27 protein-coding genes are annotated in these 26,325 nt (G+C 65.6%); 16 read left to right on the top strand and 11 right to left on the bottom strand.

The genetic code is table 11. The features are described 5' to 3' along the window. Positions 1-11: 11 nt before the first annotated feature. A complete protein-coding gene (locus B5X73_RS19330; protein ID WP_217699796.1) occupies positions 12-1,589 on the bottom strand; it encodes an MDR family MFS transporter in 1,578 nt (525 codons plus the stop codon). A 116-nt stretch (positions 1,590-1,705) separates the two neighbouring features. On the opposite strand from B5X73_RS19330, the gene B5X73_RS19325 reads away from it, so the two are divergent. Together B5X73_RS19325 and B5X73_RS19320 are read left to right on the top strand one after the other, a co-directional pair. Further along, positions 1,706-2,368 (top strand): TetR/AcrR family transcriptional regulator, encoded by a 663-nt coding sequence (locus B5X73_RS19325; protein WP_051943770.1) that lies wholly within the window; start codon positions 1,706-1,708, stop codon positions 2,366-2,368. 108 nt (positions 2,369-2,476) lie between these two features. Next, entirely contained in the window at positions 2,477-2,686 is a 210-nt protein-coding gene (locus tag B5X73_RS19320; RefSeq protein WP_036114417.1) for a hypothetical protein, read from the top strand. A gap of 6 nt (positions 2,687-2,692) precedes the next feature. On the opposite strand, the gene B5X73_RS21110 is transcribed toward B5X73_RS19320, so the two are convergent. Then, positions 2,693-2,839, bottom strand: coding sequence for a hypothetical protein (locus B5X73_RS21110; RefSeq protein ID WP_176167897.1), 147 nt, complete (start codon positions 2,837-2,839; stop codon positions 2,693-2,695). Positions 2,840-3,237: 398 nt separating this feature from the next. On the opposite strand from B5X73_RS21110, the gene B5X73_RS19315 reads away from it, so the two are divergent. Next, complete coding sequence (locus B5X73_RS19315) at positions 3,238-3,891, top strand: response regulator (RefSeq protein WP_036114414.1); 654 nt, start codon at positions 3,238-3,240, stop codon at positions 3,889-3,891. Between the two features lie 115 nt (positions 3,892-4,006). Here B5X73_RS19315 and B5X73_RS19310 read toward each other — a convergent pair whose 3' ends face one another. Beyond that, a complete protein-coding gene (locus B5X73_RS19310) occupies positions 4,007-7,537 on the bottom strand; it encodes an Rne/Rng family ribonuclease (RefSeq protein WP_079522943.1) in 3,531 nt (1,176 codons plus the stop codon). 349 nt (positions 7,538-7,886) lie between these two features. On the opposite strand from B5X73_RS19310, the gene B5X73_RS19305 reads away from it, so the two are divergent. Next, the gene (locus B5X73_RS19305) at positions 7,887-8,834 is read left to right on the top strand and encodes an RluA family pseudouridine synthase (protein ID WP_079522942.1); all 948 of its coding nucleotides are present in this window, start codon (positions 7,887-7,889) and stop codon (positions 8,832-8,834) included. Here the strand turns inward: B5X73_RS19305 and B5X73_RS19300 are convergent, their stop codons facing one another. Together B5X73_RS19300 and B5X73_RS19295 are read right to left on the bottom strand one after the other, a co-directional pair. Further along, on the bottom strand, positions 8,835-10,310 hold the full coding sequence (locus tag B5X73_RS19300; protein WP_139382853.1) for a CPBP family glutamic-type intramembrane protease: 1,476 nt from the start codon (positions 10,308-10,310) through the stop codon (positions 8,835-8,837). A gap of 1 nt (position 10,311) precedes the next feature. Further along, the gene (locus B5X73_RS19295; RefSeq protein WP_079522940.1) at positions 10,312-10,653 is read right to left on the bottom strand and encodes a 4a-hydroxytetrahydrobiopterin dehydratase; all 342 of its coding nucleotides are present in this window, start codon (positions 10,651-10,653) and stop codon (positions 10,312-10,314) included. Between the two features lie 139 nt (positions 10,654-10,792). Here B5X73_RS19295 and B5X73_RS19290 point away from each other — a divergent pair, with 139 nt between their 5' ends. Then, on the top strand, positions 10,793-11,386 hold the full coding sequence (locus B5X73_RS19290; RefSeq protein WP_036114409.1) for an NfuA family Fe-S biogenesis protein: 594 nt from the start codon (positions 10,793-10,795) through the stop codon (positions 11,384-11,386). Between the two features lie 78 nt (positions 11,387-11,464). On the opposite strand, the gene B5X73_RS19285 is transcribed toward B5X73_RS19290, so the two are convergent. The 6 genes from B5X73_RS19285 to B5X73_RS19260 all read right to left on the bottom strand — a co-directional run bounded on the left by B5X73_RS19285 (position 11,465) and on the right by B5X73_RS19260 (position 15,805). Continuing rightward, complete coding sequence (locus B5X73_RS19285) at positions 11,465-11,815, bottom strand: c-type cytochrome (protein ID WP_036114408.1); 351 nt, start codon at positions 11,813-11,815, stop codon at positions 11,465-11,467. Between the two features lie 17 nt (positions 11,816-11,832). Beyond that, positions 11,833-12,153: a c-type cytochrome gene (locus tag B5X73_RS19280; protein WP_036114406.1), complete on the bottom strand. Its 321-nt coding sequence runs from the start codon at positions 12,151-12,153 to the stop codon at positions 11,833-11,835. A 96-nt stretch (positions 12,154-12,249) separates the two neighbouring features. Then, positions 12,250-13,485 carry a TraB/GumN family protein gene (locus B5X73_RS19275; protein WP_079522939.1) on the bottom strand — a complete coding sequence of 412 codons (1,236 nt, stop codon included), beginning with the start codon at positions 13,483-13,485 and terminating at the stop codon, positions 12,250-12,252. 24 nt (positions 13,486-13,509) lie between these two features. Next, positions 13,510-14,400: a carbon-nitrogen hydrolase gene (locus B5X73_RS19270; protein ID WP_079522938.1), complete on the bottom strand. Its 891-nt coding sequence runs from the start codon at positions 14,398-14,400 to the stop codon at positions 13,510-13,512. Positions 14,401-14,410: 10 nt separating this feature from the next. Continuing rightward, positions 14,411-15,448, bottom strand: a complete 1,038-nt coding sequence (locus tag B5X73_RS19265) for an agmatine deiminase family protein (protein WP_079522965.1) — start codon at positions 15,446-15,448, stop codon at positions 14,411-14,413. 72 nt (positions 15,449-15,520) lie between these two features. After that, positions 15,521-15,805: a hypothetical protein gene (locus B5X73_RS19260; RefSeq protein ID WP_254857342.1), complete on the bottom strand. Its 285-nt coding sequence runs from the start codon at positions 15,803-15,805 to the stop codon at positions 15,521-15,523. A 233-nt stretch (positions 15,806-16,038) separates the two neighbouring features. On the opposite strand from B5X73_RS19260, the gene B5X73_RS19255 reads away from it, so the two are divergent. From B5X73_RS19255 to B5X73_RS19215, 11 genes are all read left to right on the top strand, one after another. Continuing rightward, positions 16,039-17,928, top strand: coding sequence for an ABC-F family ATP-binding cassette domain-containing protein (locus B5X73_RS19255; RefSeq protein ID WP_036114395.1), 1,890 nt, complete (start codon positions 16,039-16,041; stop codon positions 17,926-17,928). Between the two features lie 2 nt (positions 17,929-17,930). Next, a complete protein-coding gene (locus B5X73_RS19250) occupies positions 17,931-18,905 on the top strand; it encodes a hypothetical protein (RefSeq protein WP_079522936.1) in 975 nt (324 codons plus the stop codon). Then, positions 18,902-20,611 carry a single-stranded-DNA-specific exonuclease RecJ gene (recJ, locus tag B5X73_RS19245; RefSeq protein ID WP_079522935.1) on the top strand — a complete coding sequence of 570 codons (1,710 nt, stop codon included), beginning with the start codon at positions 18,902-18,904 and terminating at the stop codon, positions 20,609-20,611. The genes B5X73_RS19250 and recJ overlap by 4 nt, the downstream gene beginning before the upstream one ends. A gap of 185 nt (positions 20,612-20,796) precedes the next feature. Next, positions 20,797-21,144, top strand: a complete 348-nt coding sequence (locus tag B5X73_RS19240) for a hypothetical protein (RefSeq protein ID WP_139382852.1) — start codon at positions 20,797-20,799, stop codon at positions 21,142-21,144. A 64-nt stretch (positions 21,145-21,208) separates the two neighbouring features. Continuing rightward, positions 21,209-21,550, top strand: a complete 342-nt coding sequence (locus B5X73_RS19235) for a hypothetical protein (protein ID WP_079522933.1) — start codon at positions 21,209-21,211, stop codon at positions 21,548-21,550. 79 nt (positions 21,551-21,629) lie between these two features. After that, positions 21,630-22,388 carry a glycosyltransferase family 9 protein gene (locus B5X73_RS19230; RefSeq protein WP_139382851.1) on the top strand — a complete coding sequence of 253 codons (759 nt, stop codon included), beginning with the start codon at positions 21,630-21,632 and terminating at the stop codon, positions 22,386-22,388. Between the two features lie 76 nt (positions 22,389-22,464). Further along, positions 22,465-23,997, top strand: coding sequence for an RHS repeat protein (locus tag B5X73_RS19225; protein WP_079522931.1), 1,533 nt, complete (start codon positions 22,465-22,467; stop codon positions 23,995-23,997). Positions 23,998-24,001: 4 nt separating this feature from the next. After that, positions 24,002-24,403, top strand: a complete 402-nt coding sequence (locus B5X73_RS20800) for a hypothetical protein (RefSeq protein WP_139382850.1) — start codon at positions 24,002-24,004, stop codon at positions 24,401-24,403. A gap of 11 nt (positions 24,404-24,414) precedes the next feature. After that, on the top strand, positions 24,415-24,876 hold the full coding sequence (locus B5X73_RS20795) for a hypothetical protein (RefSeq protein ID WP_139382849.1): 462 nt from the start codon (positions 24,415-24,417) through the stop codon (positions 24,874-24,876). Positions 24,877-25,217: 341 nt separating this feature from the next. After that, the gene (locus tag B5X73_RS19220; RefSeq protein ID WP_079522930.1) at positions 25,218-25,652 is read left to right on the top strand and encodes a hypothetical protein; all 435 of its coding nucleotides are present in this window, start codon (positions 25,218-25,220) and stop codon (positions 25,650-25,652) included. Next, on the top strand, positions 25,649-26,325 hold a 677-nt coding region (locus B5X73_RS19215; RefSeq protein WP_139382848.1), incomplete at its 3' end, for a hypothetical protein. The genes B5X73_RS19220 and B5X73_RS19215, both read left to right, overlap by 4 nt.

Below are 26,325 nucleotides of genomic sequence, written 5' to 3'. Positions count from 1 at the left end.
CACGCTGACGTTCAGGCTTCCGCTTCGGCCACCCGCTCCTCGGCGGCGGCCGGCTTGCCCGTCGCGACCGGCGCAGCCGGGTGGGAGGCGCGACGTAGCGGCATGTCCTTCATCCACCAGGCGAAGAAGAACGCGACCGCGATAACGCACGCGCCCACGTCGTACACGGTATGCAGCGACGCGCCGAACGCCTCGAGATAGCGGGCGTGGACGTCGGGTGGCAGTGCATTGACGGCGTCCGGGCGCAGCGAATGCGGCGCGGGCACGCCGGCGGGCATCATGTCGGCCAGCCGCGACTGCAACCCGTTACTGAACACCGCGCCGAACACGGACACGCCGACGGAGCCGCCGATCGACCGAAACAGTGTGACGCCGGACGTCGCTACGCCCATGTGCTTCATGTCGACGCTGTTCTGAGTGGCGAGGATGAGGACCTGAAGGACCATGCCGAGGCCCAGACCGAGCAGGCCGGCGTAGGCATACAGCAGGGCGATGGGGCTGTCGTTGTGCAGGGTGCCGAGCAGGGTCAGTGCGACCGTGGCGATGAAGGTGCCGACGATCGGGAAGATCCGGTAGCGGCCGATGCGACTGATCACGCGTCCGCTGACGATGGAGCTGACCAGCACGCCGCCCATCAGCGGAAGCAGCTGCATGCCCGCGCCGGTGGGCGAGACCCCCTTCACGACCTGCAGGTACAGGGGCATGAAGGTGGTCGACCCGAACAGGGCGGCACCCACGAAGAGACCGATGATGCAGCTGAGCAGGAACGTGCGGTGACGGAACAGGCCGAGCGGGATGATCGGTTCGCTGGCGATCGACTCCTCGTAGATGAAGCCGACGACGCCGACGACGGCAAAGGTGAGGATGAACCACAGTTCCGCCGCGTTCCAGGGCAGGATCGTGCCGCCCTCGGTGGTGAACAGGATCAGGCAGCTCAAGGCGAGGGTGAGCCAGCCGGCGCCCCAGTAGTCGATGGTGTGCTTTACGTGTCGAACGTGCGGATGAAACGCCGCGGCGATCACCGCAACGGCGATCAGACCCAGCGGCAGGTTCACGTAGAAGATCCAGCGCCACGAGAGGTGGTCGACCATGAAGCCGCCGACCAGAGGCCCGAGCACGGTGGCCAGCCCGTATACGCCACCGAAGAGGCCCTGGTACTTGCCGCGCTCGGCCGGTGGGATCACATCGCCGATCGACGCCATGGCGACCACCAGCAAGCCGCCGCCGCCGAGGCCCTGCAGAGCGCGCATGGCGATCAGCTGATCCATGTTCTGGGCGAGCCCGCACAGGACCGAGCCCAGCAGGAAGAGGGCGATGGCTGTCTGAAGGACGATCTTGCGCCCGAACAGGTCGCCGAATTTACCGTAGAGCGGGACCACGACGGTCGAACTCAGCAGGTAGGCGGTGACCACCCAGGACAGCTGGTTGAAACCGCCCAGTTCCGTGACGATGGTCGGCAGCGCCGTCGACACGATGGTCTGGTCCAGCGCTGCCAGCAGCATGACCAGCATCAGGGCGGGGAACAGGACGCGCAGGGACGGCGATGAAGTGGGTGAGCTGGCCGTTTCCGGAGTGGAGGAGGCGGTCACGAGGCGTCCAGTGAATTTAATTAATGGGTAAGTTAATATAAATGCGACACCGTGGATGGTCAATCGGTCCGGCGGTCGTGGTATTCAGGTCGTCGTCGACGATGTCAGGAGTTTGCTTGGTTACTTCCGCTCCCCGCCGTGGCCGTCGGCCCGGCCGGCCACCGCTTCAGCCCGATGGCCCCGATCAGCGTCAGCGTCTGGTCGACATCGCGCTGGAACTGATTGCTCGTAAGGGTTACGCCGAAACCACGCTGGCCGGCATCGCACGGGCGGCGGGCATGACCTCGGCCGCGGTGCATTACTACTTCAAGACCCGTGAGCAGTTATTCGACGTCCTGTTCGACGAGCGCATCGCTCCGATGCGGAAGCGACTCGAAGGCATCTTTCTCGACAACGCGGAGGATCCCGTCGCCGCATTCAGCGAACTTGCCCGGCGCTTCGTCACGATTGCCGGCGACTCGCCGTGGATGGGCCCGGTGTTTTTCGGCGAGATGCTGAGCGACAACGATCTGTTCAAGCAACACATGCAGAAACGTCTGGGCGACTCGCGCCAGATCGTCGTGATCGACACGATTCGACGCTGGCAGGAAGAGGGCCGTCTGAGCAAGGGGCTCGATCCGGCGTTGCTGATGACCACAGTGCTGAGCCTGACCGTGCTGCCGATGTCCGCGATTCGCAAATGGAAAGACGATCCGCTGCGCGGGCACATCGACGCCGAGGTCATTACCCGTCATGCGATCGCCGTATTGTCAGCTGGCATCGCCACGCCGCCAGGCTGAATGCAGAGGTAAATACCGCCTAGTCGCTGGCTTCACGCGCCTGCCATGTCGCAGCGGTAAGTCTGTGTGTCAGCGCAGTCAGCGCACCGATGAAACGGGGAAGGCATCATGGCCAGCACGACGGGTTCACACGTCAATACGATCGGTTCACTGGCGGCAGGCAGGTTGCTCGCGCAGGCAGCCGGAGGGCGATGGGGACCGGTTATTCTCATTCTTGCGGGCATTGTCCTGTTGAGGAAGCGTGCCGCCAATCGCGCGGCGCGCCGGTTGCGGGCTGATCTGAAGTCCAGCGATCACCGCATCGACGCGCTGCGCTAAGAGCGACTACTTACTGCTCTGATTGTCTTCGCCCGTGTCATCGACCGGGTCGCCGGAAGAATCGGTCTCGGGCTGCTGCGTCGGACCGCGCTTCTCTGACGGCGCATCGTTCTGTCCAGGATGCTGCGGCGGGCGATTTTTCTCATTAGCCATGGTCAATCTCCTCGAGTGAGCGACCAGCTTCGCGCCATCCCGTTGACGGTGGCGTGCGCCCCGCGTGACGGGTATGTCGCCTCGGATAAGTGGAGCCAGGGGCGGCCACGTCCATTCCGTCCCAGTGCGCTTCTTCCGGCAATAATCGCGTCACCGTTATCGCGCATCTTTGCGTGTAGGCGAAACCCTATAGATCAGCGCGGACGACGCCTACACGACCATCGGGTCGCATCGCCTCACGACGGTGGGAGATTACCGCTACAGGCCTCGAAGGCATTCCATGATCATACCGTCACGCTGGTTGTCTCGCCTGCACATCTGGCATTGTATGCATTCGCAGGCAGCGTGCGGGCCACACCGCGCGCATAGAAGTACAGTCGGCCCAGGGAGGGCAAAGAATGATTAATGTTGTTTTGGTCGACGACCACGAACTGGTCAGGACCGGCTTTCGGATGATCCTGCAGCAGCAGGCGGACATCCGTATCAGGGGTGAAGCCGGTTCAGCGGAGGAAGGCCTGCGTCTTATCCGTTCCCAGTCGCCGGATATCGCGCTTGTCGACGTCCACATGCCCGGTATGAGCGGCGTGGAACTGACTGAGCGGGTGATCCGTGCGAAGTTGCGCACCAACATCGTGATTCTCACGGTGGTGGACGACGCGCGCTTTCCCAAGCGCCTGCTCGACGCGGGTGCGCTGGGGTATCTCACCAAGGGTTGCTCGTCGGACGAGCTGCTCAGCGCCGTGCGTCAGGTCGCATCCGGCCGTCGCTACCTTGCGCCAACGGTGGCGCAGCAGCTGGCCCTTGCGACCCTCGACGGCTCGGATTCGCCGTTCGACACGCTGTCTACGCGTGAGATGGAGGTATCGATGATGCTGGTGCGCGGCATGCCGCTCACGTCCATCGGCGAGCGTCTGAACCTCAGTCCGAAGACCGTATCGACCTACAAGCAGCGCCTGATGGAGAAGCTGCACGTGGAGCACGTGGTCGGGCTGGCCCACCTCATGACCGTACACGGCCTGCTCGATACGCACAATCACCAGGTCGGCACCTGATCGGTCACACGATCGGCTCGCTGTAACGAAAAACGCCGGGCTTCTCAGCCCGGCGTTTTTCGTTTGGAACGACGAGTCACTCAGCTTTCGGGGAGGCCGAAGCCTCCCCGCAGGCTTACGCGTCGTCGCGTGGCGTATCGCCGGAGGACGGCTCCTGACGCGGACGCGTCAGCAGGTCGCCCTGGGCCGGCAGCGGCGTCGACGCAGGCTTGGGTGCGGTAGGCGGGGTGTGCGACACCGGCGACACGTTGGAAGCCTCAGGCGACTTCGGGGTGACCGCCGTCGGATCCGCAGGCAGTGCCGAAGGCGCTTTTCCGTGCTCGATCGCATCCTCGTCGGCCTTGACCGGCGGGCTCTCGGCGACCGGTGCGCTGGCCGTCGGGGTAGGGGCTGGCGTCGGAGCCTGAGCTGGCGCCGGAGTCGGAGCCGGAGCCGGAACAGGTGTCGCGGCCGGAGCTGGCGTCGGAACCGGAGCAGGCGCCGGTGCCGGTGCCGGTGCCGGTGCCGCCACCGCCACCGGCGCGGGAGCAGAAGCAGGAGCCGGAACTTCCGCCGGGGCAACAGCTTCGACCGACGTCTTCACGGGAGCCGAGGTCGGCGTTTCTGCCGGCGCCGGAGCCTTAGCCGGAGCCGATGCGGCGGCCTCCGTCACAGCCGCCGGGCCCGGCGTCGTCGCCTTGACGCCTGCGCGGGCCTCGTCAGCTTCGGTCGGCAGCATGCCGCGTGCCGGGGCGTCGAGCACCGACGGCTGGCTCGCGGGCGAGGCCGCGGGCTGGATGGCGTCTTCCGCTGCGACGACCGGAGCGGCGTGCTGAGCCGGCGCCGCAGCGGCGGGCACCGGAGCCGAGCCCGTGGTCGGGGCGGAGTTCAGCGGAGCATCCGACTCGGTCTGGCGACGCTCGGTCGTCCGGGTCTGTGCCGAGTCGGCCGGGGTGGCCGGGTCGACGACGGAGCGCGACGGCGCGGGCGCCGGGGACTGACCCGGGATCGGCGGCAACTTCGGCAGCGACGACAGCGTCAGTGCCGACGGCACGTTCTCATCGTCCGCGTTGCCCGCAGCCGAGGCTGCCGGAGCAGACGGAGCCGACGGAGCAGGGCGAGTCGCCTCGTGGCGGGGAGCCTCGACCGCGAACGCGTTCTCGGCGGCCGCGGCGGTGTCGAGCATCGGCGGGACGCTGGGGCTGGAGCGGCCGGTATCGGCCTGGCCTTCGTCGTCACCGTCTTCGTCGTCGAGGTCGTCGGCACCCGCGGCGCCTTCGACGCCACCGGCTGCCGTGCCTTCTTCCTGGCGACGACGGCGGCGGCCACCACGACGGCCGCGACGACGGCGCTGGCCACCCTCGGTGTCCTTGCCGGCATCGGTCGACGGCGCGTCGCCGTTGACTTCACCCGTGGCGGTCGCGTCGACACCCAGTGCCTCGGCGTCGAGAATCAGCTTTTCGTCATCGTTGAGGACCGGCGCGGTCACCGGCTTCTCGGCCGGGTTGCGCGGAGCCGCGACCGGAGCGACGTTGACGTTCGCCGCCTTCTCGACCTTCTCGCCCTGCGGCTGGCGCTCGCCACGCGGCTGCCTCTCGCGGCGGCCGGTGCTCTCGCCGCCCTGCGGCTGTTCCTGACGGCCACCCTGGCGACCCTGCTGCTGGGCGTTGTCTTTCTGGCGCGGAGCTTTCTCGTCGCGGACCTGAGCCTGCTTGCCGCCCTTGGGCTGCTGCTGGCCCTTGCCCTGCACCGGCGCGGCGTCGCGCTCCTTGCGCTGACCCTGCGACTGGCGCTGTTCGTTATTGCGACCGCGGCCTTCGTTGCCACGACGATCGTCGCGGTCACGGCGGTTGCCGCGATCGTTGCGGTCGTTGCGGCCGCCGGAGCGCGATTCCTCGCGGCGGGCGGGTGCGGCCGGCTGCGGCGCCGCTGCCGGCTGGGCGTTGCCGCCCCCGAACAGGCTGCCGAACAGGCGCGAGAAGAAGCCGCCGGTCGGAGCGGCCGGGGCGGAAACGCGCGGCACGGGTGCGGCGACGGGGACCGGCTCGGCCACTTCCTCACGAATGGGGGCGGGCGACGCCGGCACGACGCCGGTCACCAGCGGCTGCTCGCCGCTGCCGAGGGCCTGGCCCATCTTCGGCAGGGCCTGGGCGACCACCGGGGTGGTGCGCTCGTAGCTCGGCTTGCTGTGCTCGCCCATGTCCGCTTCGCGGATGCGGGTGATCTCGAGGTGCGGGGTTTCCAGTTTTTCGTCGGCGACCACGACCACGTGGACGCTGTGGCGCAGCTCGATCTCGACGACGCTGGCGCGCTTCTCGTTGAGCATGAAGTTGGCGACCGCGGACGGCGCCTGCACCAGGACCTGCCCGGTGTTTTCCTTCATCGCGTGTTCTTCGATCAGGCGCAGGGTCGACAGCGCCAGCGACTCCACGCTGCGGATGTGGCCGTGGCCTTCGCAACGCGGGCAAACGTTCTGGGTGGCTTCGCCGAGGCTCGGGCGCAGGCGCTGGCGGGACATCTCCAGCAGGCCGAAGCGCGAGATACGACCGATCTGGACGCGGGCGCGGTCCGCCTTGAGGGCGTCCTTCAGGCGCTCTTCGACCTCGCGCTGATGGCGAGGGCTGTCCATGTCGATGAAGTCGATGACGATCAGGCCGCCGGCATCGCGGATGCGCAGCTGACGGGCGATCTCGGTGGCGGCTTCGAGGTTGGTGTTGAACGCCGTCTCTTCGATGTCGCTGCCCTTGGTGGCCTTCGACGAGTTGATGTCGATGGCGATCAGGGCTTCGGTCTGGTCGATGACGATGGAGCCGCCCGAGGGCAGGCGCACGTTACGCTCGAAGATGCTCTCGATCTGGGTTTCGATCTGGTACCGCGAGAACAGCGGGGTCGGATCCTGGTAAAGCTTGAGCTTGCGCAGGTTGTTCGGCATCACCTGCTGGACGAAATCGCGGGCGTCCTGATACAGCGACTCCTCGTCGATGAGGATTTCGCCGATGTCGTTACGCAGGTAGTCGCGCAGGGCGCGGATGAACAGCTTCGATTCCTGGTAGATCAGGAACGGCGCCTTCTGCGAGTTGGCGGCGCCGGAGATCGACTTCCAGAGCTGCAGGAGGTAGTCCAGATCCCACTGGAGTTCTTCGGCGTCGCGGCCCATGCCGGCGGTGCGCACGATGAGACCCATTTCGTCGGGCACCTCCAGGTGCTCCATGGCTTCCTTCAGGGCCTGGCGGTCCTCACCCTCGATGCGGCGCGAGACGCCGCCGGCACGGGGGTTGTTCGGCATCAGGACCATGTACCGGCCGGCGAGGCTGATGAACGTGGTGAGGGCGGCGCCCTTGTTACCGCGTTCTTCCTTCTCGACCTGGACGATGATCTCCTGGCCTTCCTTGAGGAGATCGCGGATGTTCGACTTACCTTCCGCATTCGGATTGAAGTAGTCGCGGGAGATTTCCTTCAGGGGAAGGAACCCGTGGCGCTCGGCGCCGTAGTCGACGAAGCAGGCTTCGAGGGAGGGCTCGACGCGAGTGATACGGCCTTTGTAGATATTGGCCTTTTTCTGCTCGCGGGACGGGATTTCGATATCGAGATCGTAAAGGTTCTGACCATCGACGATGGCCACACGCAACTCTTCGCGCTGAGTCGCGTTGATAAGCATACGCTTCATTGTAATTTCCTCGGCCTTGCCGCGCGGCCGCGGGCCGCGGTGGCGCCTGATTGGCGGCCTGCCGGGGATCGCGCCGCAGCGGTGAGGCTTCAAGCGGCATGGGATCCGGGACCGATACCTGGACCCGGCGTGATTCGTGATAAGCGCCTTGCAACCGGTCCGCGTCCCTACGGATTAGCCGGACAACCGCAACCCGAACCGTTACGATGTGGGGTGTCTTCGCGTTCCGCCCCCTCGGACGGACCCGCGCGACACTCGCCTTACGTGACGGTACAGGCACCCCGCGAGAGATAAGTCTTCAGCGGAGCCTGGCGCTGGCCGAGTATCCTATCAATTTCGAGTTTTATCAATGCAGACGGCAACTTCCCTCGACGGCGGCCAAGGTGTGCGCATCGTCGAAATCGGACCCGAAAGGGACGGTCAGCGCGTGGACAACGCTCTGATGACCCTCCTGAAGGGAGTGCCGCGCAGCCTGGTCTACCGCATCCTGAGAACCGGACAGGTTCGCATCAATGGCAAACGGGCCAAGCCGGAAACGCGCCTCGCCGCCGGCGATATGCTGCGGATTCCACCGGTACGCGTCGCGGAGCGCGATGAGACGGTGGCGCCCTCGGGCATGGTCCGTGCGGTGGCCGACTCGGTCATTTTCGAAGACAAACACTTTCTGGTGATCGACAAGCCCGTGGGCATCGCGGCGCATGGCGGCAGCGGCGTGAGCCACGGAGCCATCGAGCTGCTGCGCGCGGCTCGTCCGAACGAGCACCTCGAACTGGTCCACCGGCTGGATCGCGACACCAGCGGCGTCCTGGTTCTGGCTCGCTCGCGTCCGGGTCTGACTGGCCTGCAGGCCTTGATCCGCGACAACGAGGTGGTCAAGCAATACCTCTGCCTGATGACCGGTACGCCGCGTAAGGCGAAGTTCGACGTCAATCAGCCGCTGCTGAAGTCGGTGATGCACGGCGGCGAGCGGATGGTACGGGTCGACGACGCAGGCAAGCCCTCGCTTACGTTCTTCCAGGAACTGGAGCAGTACCCGGCCTCGCGCCTGATGCAGGCGACACTGGGTACGGGTCGTACCCACCAGATCCGCGTTCACGCCCAATATGTCGGCCATCCGCTCGCGGGCGATCCGAAATACGGCGATGAGGAGGCCAACAAGCGGTTCCGCGCGAAGGGCCTGAAGCGGATGTTCCTGCACGCGGCGCGCATGAGCTTCGACCTTGGCGGCAAGAACTACGACTTTTCGGCGCCGTTGCCCGACGATCTGAAGGCGTTCCTCGACAAACTGCGCGACTGATCAGGCGAGGAACCGCGCACTGACCTCGAGCGACCGCAACAGGCCGCCCGCGACACAGGCCTGGAGGATCACGGCGCTTAGCGCATGTGCCACGGCGACGGGCAACAGGGCACGCTGGCGCAGGTACCACCAGGCCCAGCCCAGTTCGGCGACGAAGCAGAGCTGCATCAGCAGCCCGTTGGGTGTGTGCAGCAGCGCGAAGGCGAGGGCGGCCAGCAGGATGGCGACCGCTCGGGGGACCGCCCGGTCGAGCAGGGCGGCCACGACGGCCAGAATCAGCCACTGCTGAAAAAGCGCCCACCCTATATAGAGGAGGGTGCGCCCGGCAGGAGGCCATGCGGGCGAATGCCCCACCGCAAGCGCGATGCCGCCGGCGACCGCGACAGCCAGCAAGGGCCAGCCCGCCTGGCGCCACGCGCCTGCCCAGTGCCACGACGGCAACTGCCGCCGCGCGCCCAGCGCCACGGCATAGCCCACGCCGATAGCGAACGCCGCGATGCCAGGCGGCGCCGGCCGCAACGAGAGCCCCAGCCCAGTGATAAACCACAACGGGCCCGCCAGGACGAGCGCCACATCGAGCCCGGCGCCGGCCAGAGCTCGCCAGCCCGGGTGGGAGACGGCCCCGTCGTCGACAGGTCGACGTGCGCGATCGCCCTGGCGGCGCCACCCGACGGCCGACACCAGAGCCAGATAAATCCCGACCTCCACCCAGCCAGGCCAGGCGGGTGAAGGGTAGGACCCCGCCGACGTGGCACGTACGCGTTCCGGAGCCCCACCGAACGCGACCAGCGGATCCGCCGCACGCTCCCGGTCCCGGAGTGCCAACAAGCCCTCCGCCGACAGGTCATCGGGCAGCATCACCGGAGGTGGCAAGAAGGCCCCCTCCGCCAACGCCAGCTGCGCGCTGCGTAGACTCAGCGTCGCACCCACCGGCAACACAGCCCGAATGCGCAGCATGGCGGCCCGACGCGGTGGATCGACGGCGCGGCCCTGATCGTCAGTCCACGACAGCCTGTCGAGCCTCACGGGCCGGCCAAGCTCCGCGGGCGTCAGCGTACCGAGGTCGGCATGTCGTCCCGGACTCGTCAGCGTTTCCCTCACCGCAAGCGCGTAGCGTCCCGTCGCCGATGCCGTGGCGTCCAGGTAGAACGTGTCGAGGCGGACGAGGTCGGCATCACGCCGCAACACCAGGCCAATCTCGAAGCCATCCGCGTCTGTCGCCTGGACGCTCAGTCCAGGAGGCGACGTCGCGAGTCTGCCTCCGCCAAACGCACGACCGGCCACCACGTCCTCGACGCCGGAAAAACGCCACGACCACGGCGAGCGGCCTTCGGCGAACGCGACGCGGTCGTTTGCGCTTTCACGCTCGATCGCACCGCGTACCACCGTGGCGGCGTACCGGGGGAGGGCGAACAGCAAGGCGACCGCCGCGACGAGCGTCGCCGCGACCATCCAGCGGGAGGCGCGGGGTGACACGTCAGCGATCGAGCAGGGCCTCGACGCGTGCGGCGCAGATCACGTCGTTGAGTGAGAGGCCGCCGACGTCATGCGTGGACCAGAGCACCTGGCAATGGCCGTAGCCCGCTTCGAGGTCCGGATGGTGGTCTTCCTGGTTGGCCATGAATCCGACCGCATTGATGAAGCCCAGCGTGTGATGGAAGTCCTTGAAGGAAAAGTCCTTCACGATGGCCTTGCCGTCCGCGGTCACCGTCCAGCCCGGCAGACCGGCAAGGTGCTGGTCGAGCGTCGCCCGGTCGAGCGCATTCTCCGGGCCTTTGCGTGGCTGGCAATGCTGGGTCGCGAGCGGGGAGAGGGTCATGGCGGGCATCCGGCAGAGGAAAGCGCGAAGCGTCGATGCTTGCGCCTGAATTGTCAAAAGGCGGCATCCCGGAGGAAACAGTACTAGAATGGTGCTGTATTCCGGCGCTCCCCACGCCGGACCCGATACCGGAGCCCCCATGATCGACATCACGGAACGCGCGCAGGCGCATTTCCAGCGCCTGATCGCCCAGCAGGGTGATGATGGCCTCGGCGTTCGCTTGCGCGTCGTCGAGGCCGGGACGCCTGCCGCACAGTGCGAACTCGAATTCTGCGAAGCCTCGGAGCTGACCGGCGACGAGTGGACGATCGAATGCACCGGCTTCAATCTCTACGTCGACGGCGAGAGCATGCGCTGGCTCGATCCAGCCAACATCGACTACGAGATGACGCCTACCGGCAGCCAGCTCAACATCCGTGCGCCGCGCATCAAGGGCGACGCCCCGGGTGAGGGTGCTGGCGTGGTCGAACGGGTCAAATACGTCCTCGAGTCCGAAGTCGCCCCGCAGATCGCCTCGCACGGCGGTCGCATCTCCCTCGTCGAGGTCACCGCCGACGGCATCGTCGTGCTGCGTTTCGGTGGCGGTTGCCACGGCTGCGGCATGGTCGACGTCACGCTGAAGAATGGCGTGGAGAAGACCCTGCGCGAGCGCGTGCCGGAGATTACGGAAGTGCGCGACGTCACCGATCACGAAACCGGCGACGCCCCCTATTTCGCCAAAGCAGCCGGCTAAATGTAGGAGCGCGCCCCGCGCGCGAATGACGCGCGAGAATGAAAAGCATCGCGCGCAGGGCGCGCTCCTACAGGGCGGTCAGTCGCCCTGGATGTGGTGCTCGAGCCCCTGCAGCTTCGACGGCATCGTCGCGAAATACGCCGACACGTCGTCGATGTCCTGATCGGACAACGTGGCCGCGAAGCCCTTCATGATGGCGTTGCCACGGCGTCCGTCCTTGTACTCGTGCAGGGCCTGCGCGAGATAGTCGGCGTACTGGCCGGCCAGGCGGGGATACTGCGGGTCGACGGAATTGCCGTCCTGCCCATGGCAGGCGACGCAGGTCGCGATCTTGGTTTTGCCGCGCGCCGGGTCACCGGCGGCGAAGGTCTGGGTGGCGGTCAGCGCGAGCAGCGCGCCCATGGCAATCAGGGAGAAACCACGGATCATCATTCGTCCTCGGCGGCTTACTTGGCGATACTGGAGAGGTAGGCGGCGATGTCCTCGATTTCCTGATCGGACATGCTCTGCGCCTGGGCGCCCATCGTCGGGTGCGTGCGCTCGCCACTCTTGTACGCCTTCAGGGCGTTGACGATGTACTGCTCGTTCTGGCCGACGATGTGCGGCACATGGTATTCGGGGTAGGCGTTGGCATAGCCGGGCACGCCGTGGCAGCCATTGCAGGTGTAGACGAGCGTCCGTCCCCGGGCCTTATCCCCTTCGGCATGCGCCGCGGATGCGGCACACAGAGCTACAGCGATCAGACCAACCAGATGCAGACGCTTCATTAAGAGTTCCCTGGGTGCCGGGCGGGGCCGGGGTTGAACAGCGGTCGAAGTATAGAGGGCTGTCGCAACGGGGAACAACTCAGGCGTAAGTTCGCGTCAGAGAAGACTTTTGATGATGTGGAAGCCCGCGATGTACTCGCCGGCGATGGTGCCGACGCAGACCAGGAAGAAGTTGAGCAGGGTGCGGGCCACCCGATTCTTCCACCAGCCGGTCCAGTGCGTGATGTCGTCACGCAGGTGTTCGAAGTCGAGCACGCGCGGCTTGCGGACCCACGCTTCGGCCATGGCGCTGAAGGCGCCGGACGGGATGCCGGGCCGGAAAGGCTTAAGCGGACCGGCGATGAACGCGGCGATGATCGACAGCGGATGACCGCCCGCGATCAGGGCGCCGAGCGCGGAAAGGCCGCCCGTCAGCAGAATCCAGCTCTTCACGGCGTCGGCGCCCAGGCTCGGGCTGCGGTAGAAGGCGAAGCCGATGGCAGCGAAGATCGCGAGCACCACGCCTACGGCGACGATCTTTGGCCAGTGCGAGGCGGGTGGCGTGACAGCGAGGTCATCCGCCGTCGAACGGGCATCGCCCTGCTGATCGGCAAGCTGCCTGCTCATGCCCTTGAGGTGGCCGGCACCGATGACGACAAGCACCTTGCGCGATGGCGCGGCGACATCCATCTGCTGGCCGTTTTCGCGCAGGCGCGCGGCCATGTATTCGTCGCGCTCGGCGATCAGTGCGCGATAAAGCGGTGCCGAGCCCTGGGCGAAGTCGCTGAACGCGCTTTCGAGCAGGTCTGCCTGCTTCAGTTTTTCGATGTCTTCCTCGGCGATCTCCTCACGCTCGAACACGCTGCCGAGCATGCCGGCCATGAGACCGAAGCGCTGGAAGAAACCGACGCTGCGCCAGGCGCGCTTGAGCGTGGTGCCGACTTCGCGATCCACCAGCCACACCGGAAGGTTGCGCGCTTCGGCGCCGTCCATGGCGGCCTTCATTTCCGCGCCCGGCTCGATGCCGTATTGCGCGGCGAGACGTTTCTGGAAGCCGCCGAGCACGAGGCTCGCGGCGACCATGCCGGCCTTGCCCTGACGGATGACCTGGAACAGATCCATCTGCTTGAACGCTTCCGGATCGCGGATGCCATGCGCACGACTGGCGCACAGTTCCACCGCCACCGCGTCGAAGTGCTCCGTTTCCAGCAGCGCATCCACCGCCTGCACGCTGGCGCGTGACACGTGCGCGGTGCCGAGAATGACGTAGTCGACGCCGTCGCGCGTCATGCGCTCGATGGGTTGGCCTTCCAGGGCGGCGGGCAGGGTGACGTCGTTCTCGGCAGGAATCATGCGCTCGGGTGTCCGTTGGATGTCTTAATCGCGAAAGCGCTTGGTGAGATCGGCATAGGCGTCGATACGACGGTCGCGCAGGAACGGCCAGATGCGGCGCACGTGCTCGCTGCGTTCCATGTCGACATCGACGATCAGCAGTTCACGACCGTCCGTACCGGCCTGGGCGAGGAACTCACCCTGCGGACCGGCGACGAAGCTGGAGCCCCAGAACTGGATGCCGTTGCCGACGCTGGTTGGATCCGCCTCGTAGCCCGTGCGGTTGCACGAGAGCAGGGGCAGGCCGTTGGCGACGGCATGGCCGCGCTGCACGGTGATCCATGCCTCGCGCTGACGCGCTTTTTCTTCGTCGGAGTCCTTCGGATCCCAGCCGATCGCGGTCGGGTAGAACAGGATATCGGCGCCGGCCAGCGCCATCAGGCGCGCGGCTTCCGGATACCACTGGTCCCAGCAGACGAGCACGCCGAGCTTGCCGACCGACGTCTGGATCGGATCGAAACCCAGGTCGCCCGGCGTGAAGTAGAACTTCTCGTAGAACGCCGGGTCGTCGGGGATGTGCATCTTGCGGTACTTGCCCGCGATGACGGCCGAGCGATCGAAGACCACCGCGGTGTTGTGATACAGGCCGGTCGCGCGCTTCTCGAAGATCGAGGCGACGACGACGAGTTTGAGCTCTTCGGCAAGCTTGCCCAGGCGCTCGGTGCTCGGGCCGGGAATGGTCTCGGCGAGATCGAACAGGTCGACGCTTTCGTGCTGGCAGAAGTACGGGCCGTTGTGCAGTTCCTGCAGCAGCACCAGTTCGACGCCGGCTCCGGCCGCGTCGCGCAGGGCCTGCTCGATCGCGTCGAGGTTGGCGTCGCGGCTGCCGCGGTCGGTTTCCTGGAGGAGGGCGACCTTGAGAGTCTTGCGGGACATGACTTCTTCCTTACTTGGCGATGGCGGCGGGCAGCTGCATGGTGATGCAATGCAGGCTGCCGTTCTGCCAGATCAACGGACGGCAAGGTACCTGGACGATCTCACGGCCCGGATGGGCGAGGCCGATGATCCGCGCCGCTTCCGCGTCCGCCGGATCGCCATACGCCGGCACGAGCACCGCGCCGTTGACGATCAGGTAGTTCGCATAGGACGCGGCCAGTCGACGACCATCGTCGAGGATCGGCTGCGCCCAGGGCAGCGGGTGCAACGGGTACGGCTTGCCATCCGGGGTGCGCAGTTCGGCGAGTTCCGAGGCCATCTGGCCCAGTTCCTCGAAGTGCGGATCGCTGGCGTCGTCGCACGCCTGATACACGATGCCGCCGTCTTCGGAGAAGCGGGCCAGCGTGTCGATATGGGCGTCGGTGTCGTCGCCTTCAAGGTAACCGTGGTCCAGCCAGAGCACGCGGTCGGCGTGCAGCGTGGTGGCCAGCGTTTCGGTCATGGTTTCGCGCGACAGGTCCGGGTGACGCTGGTTGAGGCACTTCCACGTGGTGAGGATGGTGCCCCGACCGTCGCTCTCGATACCGCCGCCTTCCAGCGCCCAGTCGATCCGCTTGTGCGGCAGGCCGGAGAGCACGCCACGCTCGAGCAGGCCGGAGATCAGCGCGTCGTCCTGCTCGGCGCCGAACTTGCCGCCCCAGCCGGTGAAACGGTAATCGTTGAGCAGCACACCGTCGGGGCCGGTCAGCGTGATCGGGCCGGAGTCGCGCAGCCAGGTATCGTCGTAGGGCAGTTCGATGAAGTGCAGGCGTGACATGTCGGCACCGGCCTGCCCGGTGAGCAGCCGCGCGCGTTCACGCAACTCGCCATCGGCGACGATGACGTGCAGCGGTTCGTAGCGGGTCACGGCGGCGGCCAGCGCCACATAGGTGCTCTCGACCTCGGCCAGACGGTCGGCCCAGTCGGTATCCGCGTGCGGCCAGGCGATCAGAACGCCGGCCTGCGGCTCCCATTCGGCGGGCAGGCGATACGAAGTGCGGTCGGTCATGGCGGGCAACGGGGCAGCAAAGGAAGCCGGCTATTGTAGGGCTTCCTCGTTACTGCTGCTGTAATCCGCCGGTTACCTGGCGACTTGCGGATTCAGGTTGTTGCCGGCCGGCGTATTCAGCACCGTGTGGACCACGTGGCTGCGCTCGAAATAGACGATGTAGCCCGGGTACATCCAGCGGTTGATGACCGGCTGCTTCGCGCTGCCGCCGCCGCGCGAGTCGAGTCTGGACGTCGGCGCGCCGAACTGGCGTTCCACCTGGGCCATGCTCATGCCCTTCCTGGGCAGGTTCATGGCCTGCTCCTGCTGAACGCGGTTGACCAGCAGGCTGTCGCCCGCGTGAGCGGCCGGGACCATGGCGGCGGACACGAGCGCCAGGGCGATCGCGGTGAAAACAGGCTTGAAGGTGTTCATGATGGCTCCGTCGCGCTCCCCATGCGGCGCAGGACGTCGTTTTAACAGATCGCCTTCACCCACGCCATGGGGCGCGCCGCGTCGCCTTCACGGCTGTGTGCTGCGTCGCGTTTCCGGACGCGGGCAGGGCGGGGCAGTTATCATGGACGGTCGCTAGCCGCCAGTCTTCCCAATCCATGATCTCGTTTCGCAATCTTGCCCTTCGCCGGGGCAGCCGCACCCTGCTGTCGCAGATGGACCTCACCATCCAGAGTGGATGGAGCCTGGGTGTCATCGGCCGTAACGGCTGTGGCAAATCCACCCTGTTCGCCGCGCTCAAGGGCGAGCTGGAGCCGGAGGTGGGCGAGCTGGACATGCCTTCCAGGGTCCGGCTGGCGTCCGTCTCACAGGAGACTCCGTCGCTGCCCGATCCCGCCATCGACTACGTGCTGGGTGGCGACGTCGAGGTCGCCGCGGCGCTCAAGGCCGAAGCCGAGGCCTATGACCGCGAAGACTACGAGGCCGCCGCCGTGGCCAACCACCGTATTGAGGAACTCAACGGCTACGACGCACGTGCCCGCGCCGGTCGCCTTATGCATGGCCTGGGTTTCAGTCCGGAAACCCACGAGCGCGCCGTGTCGTCCTTCTCGGGCGGCTGGCGCGTGCGCCTCAACCTGGCCCGCGCGCTGATGGCGCCGTCCGACCTGCTGCTGCTCGATGAGCCGACCAACCATCTGGATCTGGACGCGGTGCTGTGGCTGGAAGAATGGCTGCGCCGCTACCCGGGCACGCTGCTGATCATCTCGCACGATCGCGAATTCCTCGACGGCGTGATCTCGCACACCATGCATCTGCATGACGGCACGGCCAAGCTCTACACCGGCAACTACACCGCCTTCGAACGCCAGCGTGCCGAGCATCTGCGTCAGCAGCAGATCGCGCATGTGCGCGAACAGGCCGAGCGCGCTCACCTGCAATCCTTCATCGACCGCTTCAAGGCCAAGGCCAGCAAGGCCAAGCAGGCGCAGTCGCGCATGAAGCGCCTTGAAAAGCTGGCCGGTACCGAAGCGGTGCGCGCCGAGCGCAGCTTCAGCTTCTCGTTCCCCGCGCCGGATCGTCTGCCCACGTCGATGCTTCAGCTCGATCACATCGACGCAGGCTACGGCGATCACGTGGTGTTGCGCGACGTCGCCTTCGGTCTCGAGTCGGGCGACCGCATCGGCCTGCTCGGTCCGAACGGCGCCGGTAAATCCACGATGGTGAAGTCGCTGGTCGGCGAACTGGAACCGTTGAAGGGCGAGCGGTCCTTCCACAAGGACATGAAGATCGGCTACTTCGCCCAGCACACGGTCGAAAGCCTGCACGAAGGCTGGAGCGCGTTCGATCACCTGCAGGAAAAGGCACCCACTGCCGGTCAGCAGGCATTGCGCGATTACCTGGGTACGTGGAACTTCCCCGCCGACCGCGTCTTCGAGCCGGTAGATGCGTTCTCCGGTGGCGAGCGCGCGCGTCTCGCGCTTGCGCTGATCGCGTGGGACAAGCCGAACCTGCTGCTGCTCGACGAACCGACCAACCATCTCGACCTCGACATGCGCGAAGCGCTGGCCGATGCGCTGTCCGGCTTCGACGGTGCGCTGGTGCTGGTGTCCCATGACCGCCATCTGCTCGGCATGGTCTGCGACGAGTTCTGGCGCGTGGCCGACGGCGACGTCGAAGCCTTCGATGGCGATCTCGACGATTACGCCAAATGGCTGCGCACGCGCGCCACCACGCGCAAGACCGCCGCCGTCGCCTCGGCCGCACCGGAAGCGCCGATCCAGGCCTCGGCCAAGGAAAAGCGCAAGCTCAGCGCCGAAGAGCGCGAGAAGGAAAAGCCGCTGCGCGCCCGGGTGAAGAAGATCGAGACCCTCATCGCCACGATGGACAAGGAGCTCACCGCGATCGAAAGCCAGCTCGCCGACCCCAGGGTCTACGACGGCCCGACCGCGGAGATGATGAAGCTCAGCCAGCGGCAGTCCGCGTTGCGCGGCGAAAAGGAAACCCTCGAGCTCGAATGGCTCGGCATCCTGGAACAGATCGAGGAGTAAGCATGGCCGCCGTCCTCAACGTCCTGTTGCCGGGACGCGACAAACTCGCCCACATCGCGCCGTTCGCCGCCTGGATGGCGCGCGGCACGACGTTGCCGGCGGCGTTGCCCGGTTATATGGTCGCGATGGCCGAGCACTTCCGCTGGCCCGGCGGCGCACTTCCGGCTGCGGCGGTCATCCGTCAGTCGGTCGCGGGCGACGCGGGCGACGCGCTGTGGTTGTCCGCCGATCCCGCCTGGGTGCAGCCCGAACTGAGCGGGGCGCGGCTGCTCGCCTGCGGCAACCTCGGCCTCACGGTGGAGGAGTCCGCGAGCCTCGTCGCCGCGCTGGCCGAGACCTTCGAAGCGGAAGGCATGAGCCTGCACGTCGGTGACGCACAGCACTGGCAGCTGCGTCTGCCCAGCTATATCGAGGTACCCGCCTTCCCCGAGCCGGAAGAAGCCCTCGGCGCCGACCTGTTCGAGCAACTGCCCAAAGGCGAGGCTGGTCGTCGCTGGCGCGCCCTGATCAACGAAGCGCAGGTCGTCCTGCACAACCACCCGGTCAACCGCTCGCGTGCCTCGCGCCACCTGCCGCCCGTCAACAGCGTCTGGCTGTGGGGCGCCGGCGTCCTCCCCGACTGGGTCGAATGCGGCCTCAGCCGCATCTACAGCGACGACCTCCTCCCCTGGGCCCTCGGCCACAAAGCCAACGTAGACGTCCAGGCCCGCAGTGCCTTCCCCACAGGAGCCAAGCCGGCTCCTGTAGGAGCCAGCCTGCTGGCGAAGGGTGCTGGCGACAGCAAAACCCACGCAGCACTCCCCCCCTACACCCTGCTGGACCTCCAGGACACCCAGCCCCACGACTTCGACCAGACCTGGTGGCCCGCCCTGGAAACCCAGCTGACCGAAGGCACCGAACTCCGCCTCGCCTTCGCCGACGGCCTCCGCATGGTCCTGAAGAAGAACCACCGCCTGCGCTTCTGGCGCAAGGCATGACGACCCGCGTCTGGCGACAACGCATCGCCACCGCCGCACCCAGCGGCTGGCCCGCGCACATCCATCCCGTGATCCAGCGTATCTACGCCGCACGCGGCGTAAGCACCCCGGACGGCGCCGAGCATCGCCTCGCACGGCTCCTGTCGCCCAGCCTGCTCGGTGGCATGGATCGCGCCGTCGCCGTACTGATGGACGCCATCGCCAGCGACAAGCGCATCGTCGTCGCCGGCGATTACGACTGCGATGGCGCGACGGGCACGGCGGTCGCCGTGCGCGGCCTCCACCTGCTCGGTGCGAAACACGTCGCCCATGTCGTACCCAATCGCTTCGTCCACGGTTATGGCCTCAGCGAAGCGCTGGTCGAATCGTTGCAACCGTCACCGGACCTGATCGTTACCGTCGATAACGGCGTGGCCAGTGTCGCCGGTGTCGCGGCCGCGCGAGCGCGTGGCATCGGCGTGCTGATCACCGATCATCACCTGCCGGGCGACACGCTTCCCGATGCCGACGCGATGGTGAATCCCAACCTCGATGGCGACGGCTTTCCGAGCAAGGCCCTGGCAGGCGTCGGCGTCATGTTCTACCTGCTGCTGGCGCTACGCGCATCGATGCGCGACGCCGGGCGGTTTCCGAACGGCGAACCCGACCTGAGCGCGCTGCTCGATCTTGTCGCGCTCGGCACGGTGGCCGATCTGGTGCCGCTGGATTTCAATAACCGCGTACTGGTCGAAGCCGGCCTGAAGCGCATGCGCGCGGGCAAGGCATGCGCGGGGGTCACGGCGCTGATCGAAGCCAGTGGCCGATCGCTGTCGACCATCGCCGCAACCGATCTCGCATTCGCCATCGGCCCGCGCCTCAACGCCGCCGGTCGACTGGAAGACATGTCGCTCGGTGTCGCCTGTCTGCTCACCGACGACGTCGGCATCGCGCGTCGTTACGCGGAACAGCTTTCGGCCATCAATCAGGAACGCCGCGAGATGCAGGCGGGCATGGTCGACGAAGCCGAGCGGATGGTCTCGCTGGCGAAACATGTCGATGCGGTGGGCGTGGCGTTGTTCGACGAAGGCTGGCATCCCGGCATCGTCGGTCTCGTCGCCTCGAAGTTGAAAGAGAAGCTGCATCGCCCCGTGCTGGCGTTCGCGCCGGCCGGCGACGACACGGATGAGCTGCGGGGGTCGGCACGATCGATTCCCGGGTTCCACATCCGCGATGCGCTGGCCGAGATCGACGCGAAGCATCCGGGTCTGATCCTGCGCTTCGGCGGCCATGCGATGGCGGCAGGCCTGAGCATGCAGGCGCGCGACTTCGAGCGCTTCGCCGCCGCGTTCGACGCGATCGCCCGCAAGCATCTCGACGACGATCATCTGCAGGCACTCGTGCATACCGATGGTGAACTCGACTACCGTGACCACACACTCGATCTGGCGAAGCAGCTTCGGCACGCCGGACCGTGGGGGCAGGCGTTTCCGCCGCCGGTGTTCGAGGCGCGCTTCGAGTGCGCGTCATGGAAGCCGATGGGCAGCCGGCATCTGCGTTTGCAGCTGCGCCACACGCAGGGCGGTGCACCGCTGGATGCGGTGATGTTCAACTGCTACGACGGTACGCCGCCACCGGCGCGGATGCGTGTCGCCTATGAACTGTCCGTCAACGACTGGCAGGGCAGGGAGAGCGTTCGGTTGCTGGTGACGCATCTCGAGGCGATTTGACGGCAACGTTGCGACCATTTGCCTGCCTTTGGCTGCGTCTGGCTGCGTCGACCGGAAGAGCACGTCGCCATGTTCCGGCAGACTGACCCGGGACCTCGCGCACTCAACGACTTGCCCGAACAACCTCAGGCAAACCTGCCGTCCCGTCCACATATCTGAGACTACCCCCACCTAATCTCGGCCCCATGGCCAAGGTGAACTGGGTACAGATGGGCGAACGGCAGTACGCGATCCTGGAAGGGACCTCGCGGGCCTTCGCACGGGTCAGCCCGAAGGATGGCCGCTGGGTGGTCCGCTGGCGCTACGGGCCTCGCGGCGGGCAGGGCGCGACGCTACGGGGCGTCTCCCTCATGCAGCGCATGGTTATGCGCTGGGCCGAACACAACGAAGCCCGACTGCGGAAACTGATCCCGCCGCCGGTCCGGGCCTACGGGCCGCCCAGCGAGGCGGAAAAGTATTTCTACGACGCCATCTGGCCCGGCTACGTGCCGGCTTCACGCCGGCCGAGGCGGGAGGGGCGGGAGCACTATTGAGCCAGCGCTCCACCTCCCACACATAGGGTGCATCCCCAACCCGTCTTTCGAGCAGGTGGCACCCATGTCCCCCGAGCGTTTCGTTCTCGCTCTCCAGAACACCGTGGTCCGCGACAACCTCGCGGTCTACTCCGAGCTGTTCCGCAGCACCCCCGTGGAGATGGCGGTGGATCCGCACTGGGTGCGCGCGCTCGAACTGTTCAACGGGCTGGACGAGGACGACAAGGAGGTCTTCCTCCAGGTGATCTGCCACACGATGATCGATACGACGGCGAACCTGCTGGGTATCGTCGACGGGTGTTGCCCGGTTTCCGGGATCGAGGGCGACGTGACGCTTTGTGTGGACGGGAAGCCGATCGGCGGGGAGTTGCAGGAGTTGTTTCTGGAGCTTAACGAAGCGGGCTGATCTTGCCATCGGCGATGGCGGTCATACCCGCCTATGATGCCTACTGCATCCATCTTCGCGACGGGAAAGGACATGGCACGTGCGTGAGCAACGGTCTACGAGGCTAGGGTCGACCATTCACGCCTATGCCGTGACGGCGGCCGACCCGAATGCGCGCGTATTTCGCAGTTACGCCCCTTACGCCCCTCTGTTCGCAGAGGGTTCACTTGCGGTGATTGCAGATCCGCGTTCGACCCGCTGGCTTGGCGACTTCAACGGTCCGGTAAATGGCGAGCATGTGAGGGACACCATGGCACGTGCTGCCGGGCTGTCGGCGCCACCCCGTTTGCGTCTGGGCCCGGAGGTTCGCAGGGAGGCGGCGATTGTCCTGTGTCCTCATGCGGCGGAGCGCTTCAAGGAATGGCCCGAACGATACTGGTCCCTGCTCGCCGAAGCGCTCCTCGGATCAGGGGTGCCGGTGATCGTCTTGCCGGCACCAGGCCGGGACGAGATGCGATGGCCTAGTGGCGTCCACGAGCGCCAGGTCGATCTGGCCGGGATGTCGCGGGTGCTGTCCACGGCGGTTGCCATGGTCGGGCCCGATAGCGGCCATATTCATCTTGCCGATGCCTGGGAAACGCCCGTCGTAGGCCTGTATGCGGCCACCAGCGCCGCTACGTATGGGCCGTATAACGGTGCACGCCACTGCGTCGACCGCCATCGGGAGGTCTACCCGGCGCGCCAGCCCTACGATTCGAGCGTCCATGTGCACGGTACTCCGATGCATGCCATCTCGCCGGACGATGCCCTGGCCGCCGTCAACGGCGCTCTGAACAAAAAAAGTTCTCCATCGCCCTAAACTTTTTCCGCGCCCGCTGGATTGACTGAAAGATGCCCCCGGAACTGGGGGCCAACGATCAGTCCAGGGGAAAGTCATGGTCGCAGTGGTCTCGGGTAATGGATTAGGCCTGCTTAACGGTTCGCTGTCGCAGCTCGGTTTGATATCGGGCGGGGCGGCAGGGCTGGGGCAAAGCCGGGACCTGCAATACCTTAATGCCGCCAACGGCAACCTGGTGCTCCAGGGAGCGGACTCCGCACTGGTGTTCAACGGCATCTCGCTGTCCGACCTGCGCACTTACAATAGCGAGGGCGGCGGCACGGGTCAGGGCTGGCTCTGGGGCTTCAGTCGAAACGTCTTCGGCCTGACGGGGACCGTCAATACCGCCGGAAGCACGATCAAGCGAACGGCCGAGGACGGCTCGGTTCTCACCTATACCTATGACTCTTCCATCGGGTCCTACCGAGCGGCCGGTGAGGCCGGCACCCGCGACGCACTCAAATGGGATCCCTCGACGGTTCGCTGGACCTGGACCGACACGGACAGCCGCCGGCAGGAGATGTACAACGCCAATGGCACGCTCGTCAGCGCCTCCGACCCGCTGACCGGTGGTAGCTATACGCTGGCGTACACCAATCAGCTGCTGACGTCGATTACCGCGGCTGACGGCGATGTGCTGACGTTCGGGTACGACGCGCAGGGGCGGGTAACGTCGCTGTCGACCAAGGAAGTTCCCGCAGGTGGGGGTGCCGCCGTCACGCGCACCGCCGTGACCTATGGCTACGATGCCCTGGGCCGGCTGACGACCGTCACCACATCGCTCGATTCCGACAGCCAGGCCAGTACCTCCAGCTTCACCTCGACGTACGAGTACGACGGGACGAGCAACCGAATCTCCCGGCTGACGCAGAGCGACGGCGTCGCCGTCGCCTATGCTTACACCCAGGGTGCCGACAGCATCTGGCGGGTGACCACGATCACCACCGGGTCGGGCAGCGAGGCGTCGGTCCAGACCATCGCTTACGCGACCGTTGTCGAGCAGGGCGTGACGCTCAACGCCACGACGATCACCGACGCCAGCGGGCGCGGCTGGACCTACAAGTCCGATGTGAGTGGGCGCCTTGTCGCTGTCGTTTCGCCGGCGGTCAATGGCCAGCGGCAGACCACTACCTACACTTACGACGCGAACAACAACGTCACATCGGTGACCGATGCGCTCGGAAACAAGACCGCCTATGGGTACGACGCCCTCGGCAATCGTACCTCCGAGCAGGATCAGCTCGGGAACACCATCACCCGTACATACAGCTCGACGAACCAGCTGTTGACCGAGACCACGTATCGCACGGCCACACCGGGCGCGACGCCAACGTCGTCGTCGACGCCGGAGACCGTGCGTTACGTTTACGAAAACGACCGCCTCCGGTTCGTCATCGACGCGAAGGGTGACGTTACCGAGAACCAGTACGACAGCGTCGGCAAGCTGGTCATGACGCGGCAGTTCGTCGGCGCCAAGTACGCTGGCGGCTGCTGCAGTGTGGAACGTTGCGGCCGATACGCTGGCCGAAGACGCTACGCAGCCGCTACGCCTAACACACACGCCAACAACGAATACACTGTCCCAAGTTAGAAGTATGTCCGGGGCGAAACGTTGGCAGGCTGGAGAACAGTATGTTCAAGAGCTCTATGGATCAGCAGGGCAGGGGCATTTTGCAATACCCGCTGCCGAAGTGGGTGGTGAGACGATAGTTGGTGCGGGCGGGCGCTTCGTCGACGCACCAGTAGCAACGGGCGACGGAGGTACTCTCGCAAACGAGGTTAAGACGTATAAGCAATGGACGACTGTTGATGGTCAACCTGTTCAGAACACAGTGCCGCTCAGTTCTCAGATTAAGCAGCAGGTGCTGAAGGATTCGTGGCTGCAGCAGAATCTATCGGGCTATCGCCCTAATTGGATTTTCCTCGATGCGCCGCCGTCCCCAGAACTAGCTCAGTACTTAACGAAACAAAATATTCCGTATGTAATTCATCACTGAGGATCATGCATGTGACGGAAGAAGATTCGCTTCTTCAACAGAGAGAAGCTGGGTTTGATGAATTTTATGGCGCCCTACTTCCTTCGCTGGTTGAGTTCGTGGGTAATATGGGCATCACTCCAGCGCATGAAGTACTAAAGCATGCGGTGGCTTTTGCTCCGATGCTTAGTGAATCGCTTCGTGAGGTCGACGTATCGGATCAGGAGGATAGGTCATGGTTGATTCTTCATGCCGGATATTTTATCGGGGAATTCTTCGTTCAGCGCTATCGTGGGTGCTGGTACGTCAACGACATCCAAGGTTCCCGCTATTTTGCTCGTTATGTTGTAGGGAGGTTTCTCGACCTCAATAATTCTGCACTGATGATCGATCCGTTTTTTGTTGCGCAATCGTATGTCGACTCTTCCGCTCCGCGAAATCTCGAGGAAATGCTTTCTGCTGTTAACGCAGAGCTTTGTGGCGATCAGCGTTGATAGCAGGCTAACAAGAGAGCATCGTTGACCCGCCATCACGTTGCGAGATGGCGGATATCGGCGAGAAGGCAAACGTCCATGTCTATCGCGGGGAATGCCGTCAACGGCGGGGTAGTCAGTGGAGCATCTGCCATGGGTTAGGAGGTCTTTCCCGGCTTGGTCACAAGTTGCAAGGCCGGTGTCGCCGTCGGTGCGCTAGCGACGGACGGCAACGAAGCGGGTCATATGATCGGTTGTGGGCTGGCTACTCGTTAAGGCTTCCCGCTGGGTGACGCGATTGCCGTCCTCTTTCCGCCGGCAACTTCGGCCGTGACCTGGCTGGCAGTCTGCTGTCCGGCTCGTTGCAGCGCGAAGCGAGCATCGCTCTCGGCGACGACCGCGTGGGCAGCTGGAGCAACACCGCAGCATCCGCCCTGGGCAACACGATAGGCACGCAAACGGCCAAGGCGCTCAATCAGCCCACGCCGCAGCCGGCCAAGGCGGAGAACCCGCTGGACGCATGGCGTCGCGATGTGGGTGACAGCACGGCGTACGACAACCTGGGACCGGCCGGTCACAGTGTCGATCCGACGGATTTGCTGGGGGCGTACAACCGCCAGGGTGTGGCATCGCTGGCGTCGCGTGATCCGTCCTTCGGCGTGAGTGACGAGACCCTGGCCGAGGTCGCCTACGGCTCACGTGCGGACTGGATCGCTTACACGGATACCTCGGACCTTGGTACGCCGGTGAACGGCGCCTACAGCGCCAAGGATCTGGGCCACTCGTTGCGGGCATGAGCCAGGTGCAACAGCGCGCGATGGGTGGCACGCCGGAACAGCGTGCGGTCGCGCAGCAGGTGCAGTCGATCTTCGACAGCGCCACCCGCGAAGGCATCTATACGACGTATTACGATGCATCGCAGATCAGCATCGCCCGGGACGCGATCAGCGCAGCGCTGGACGCGCGGCCGTTGCCCGCCAGTACGGACTACATCACCGCTCCGACCTTGCTCACACCCGCGGCGACGGACTTCAACACGGTCAACCTGGAGGGTGTGACCGTCACGGCCAATCGCGAGGCGGATGCGAGCTTCTTCGGTAGCGTGGGCGATCGGTTGGTTCAAAACTATCGACAGAGCCGTCAACTCCTTGACGACGCGGTCGCGGGGGCCGGCCAATGGATCGATAAGGCGGAGACGTCGCTCGACCATGCCCGGGGCAGCCTGCGCGACTGGTCTATGCAGAACGGTGGGAGCGTCGGCGGGGCAATCGGGAAATACGTGTCCGACCAGATCGGCTTGGCGGAAGGCTTCTCGCTGGGAGCTGCCCATGCCGTGACCGGCGTCGTAAGCCTGGCCGTGTGGGCATCCGACTTGGTCAACCCGGTGACATGGGCGCTGGATAGTCAGCGCAATATCGACCATGTGAAGAGCACGTATCGCACCATCGATACCCTCAATTCCGTGGTGGA

It is taken from the genome of Luteibacter sp. 22Crub2.1 (assembly GCF_900167995.1).
Classification (GTDB): domain Bacteria; phylum Pseudomonadota; class Gammaproteobacteria; order Xanthomonadales; family Rhodanobacteraceae; genus Luteibacter; species Luteibacter mycovicinus.
This window is presented reverse-complemented; position numbering and strand designations above follow the sequence as displayed.